This window comes from Phyllobacterium sp. P5_D12 (genome assembly GCF_054049495.1).
The window spans coordinates 1-1,188 of the sequence record NZ_JBFUMG010000915.1 but is presented as its reverse complement, the minus strand read 5'-3'; the positions used below and the strand labels follow the sequence as shown (position 1 = coordinate 1,188).

Genomic DNA, 1,188 nt, shown 5'->3' with positions numbered 1-1,188 from the left:
TGCGGAATCTGCCCAGATTGGAATGCTCGCCTGCGATGTGTCTAAAGGGATAGGCATGTTTGTCGTGGAGAAGCAAAAACTCTCCTGCACATTCAAGCCGGACAAAGGCGGTAATACCGACAATTACACCGGATCAATCGACGAATTTGGGATCGCACTCGGCGAAGTCGCGTCGGGGCACCTGATCTGGGGCGTCGTTGCTGCGACCAGCGGACTTCAGGCGGGGGCGCTCGCGGGTACTTATGCTGGAGTCGGAGCAAACGCTTCGGTTGGCCCCGGCGCCGGAGCGAATATTCTTGTAGGCGGCACGGGCAAAGCATTTTCGTTACAACCCATTGCGGTTGAGGGACAGGAGGGCATCAACTTCGCCGGAGGAGTTACAACTGTTACTTTAAATCCAGCACCTTGATGTGACCAGCAACCATAAAAGCCGGGGGAACAGAATGCTCGTTCGAATGCGTGCTGCAATTGCAATATCGATACTGGCGACAACACTTGCAGGATGTCAGTCGACCGGCGAAGACACCGACGGCGTGCCAGCTTCAACGGTGCCGCCCGCCATGGATGCGACCGCTACCACTACAGGGGGCGCGCCAGTTGATATTGCCGATCTTGTAAATGCGCCTGCCACTCGCGCTCAAAGCCAGATGCGGGCGCGAGGCTATGCATTTACGCAGCAGCAAGGTTCAACCACATACTGGTGGAATCCCAAAACGACAATCTGCGCAACAACGGTAACGAGCAACGGCAAGTTCCAGACCATAGGAACAGCAACAGCGCACTACTGCGGCCAGCCATAATCATCGTTGCACCATCGATATAGCCGAAGTCTCCTTTGGAGCTGAGCGGACCCAATTGAATGGCTGTCGACAACAAAAGGCACAGATTTTCAGATCCTCATGGTCGGCTCAAGCTTCGGGTGATCGGCAAGCCGGCCTAGTAATCTTGCCCACGCGATAAGACCCGTGCGGAAATTCGACAACCGGAAGAATTCATTCGGCGCGTGATAGTCTTCGTCCGAGGTGGAGAACGAAAAGTAGATGGCCTCCGCGCCGAGATGCTTACGGAATGCCGTGCCGATCGGGATGGTTGCACCCATGGCAACGCGCAAGGGGTTACTGCCAAGCAGTTCAGCAAGCACTGACTCAGCGGCAATGAGGCCGGGCAGGTTTGGGTCGACGGAAAAGG

At 56.0% G+C, this 1,188-nt stretch carries 2 protein-coding genes and 1 pseudogene; 2 read left to right on the top strand and 1 reads right to left on the bottom strand.

What is annotated here, in order from left to right; genetic code table 11:
* Together ACXJ5O_RS27590 and ACXJ5O_RS27585 are read left to right on the top strand one after the other, a co-directional pair.
* Positions 1 to 409, top strand: a 409-nt coding sequence (locus ACXJ5O_RS27590; protein ID WP_457302691.1) for a DUF992 domain-containing protein, incomplete at its 5' end; no start/stop codon positions are given.
* Positions 410 to 443: 34 nt separating this feature from the next.
* Positions 444 to 800: a hypothetical protein gene (locus ACXJ5O_RS27585; protein ID WP_457302690.1), complete on the top strand. Its 357-nt coding sequence runs from the start codon at positions 444 to 446 to the stop codon at positions 798 to 800.
* Between the two features lie 89 nt (positions 801 to 889).
* On the opposite strand, the pseudogene ACXJ5O_RS27580 reads toward ACXJ5O_RS27585, so the two are convergent.
* Positions 890 to 1,188, bottom strand: a pseudogene (locus ACXJ5O_RS27580) (hypothetical protein); the annotation flags it as partial.

What these genes read in the sequence shown, in the direction of transcription:
- ACXJ5O_RS27585 (WP_457302690.1), top strand. Translation starts at nt 444, where the DNA reads ATGCTCGTTCGAATGCGTGCTGCAATTGCAATATCGATACTGGCGACA.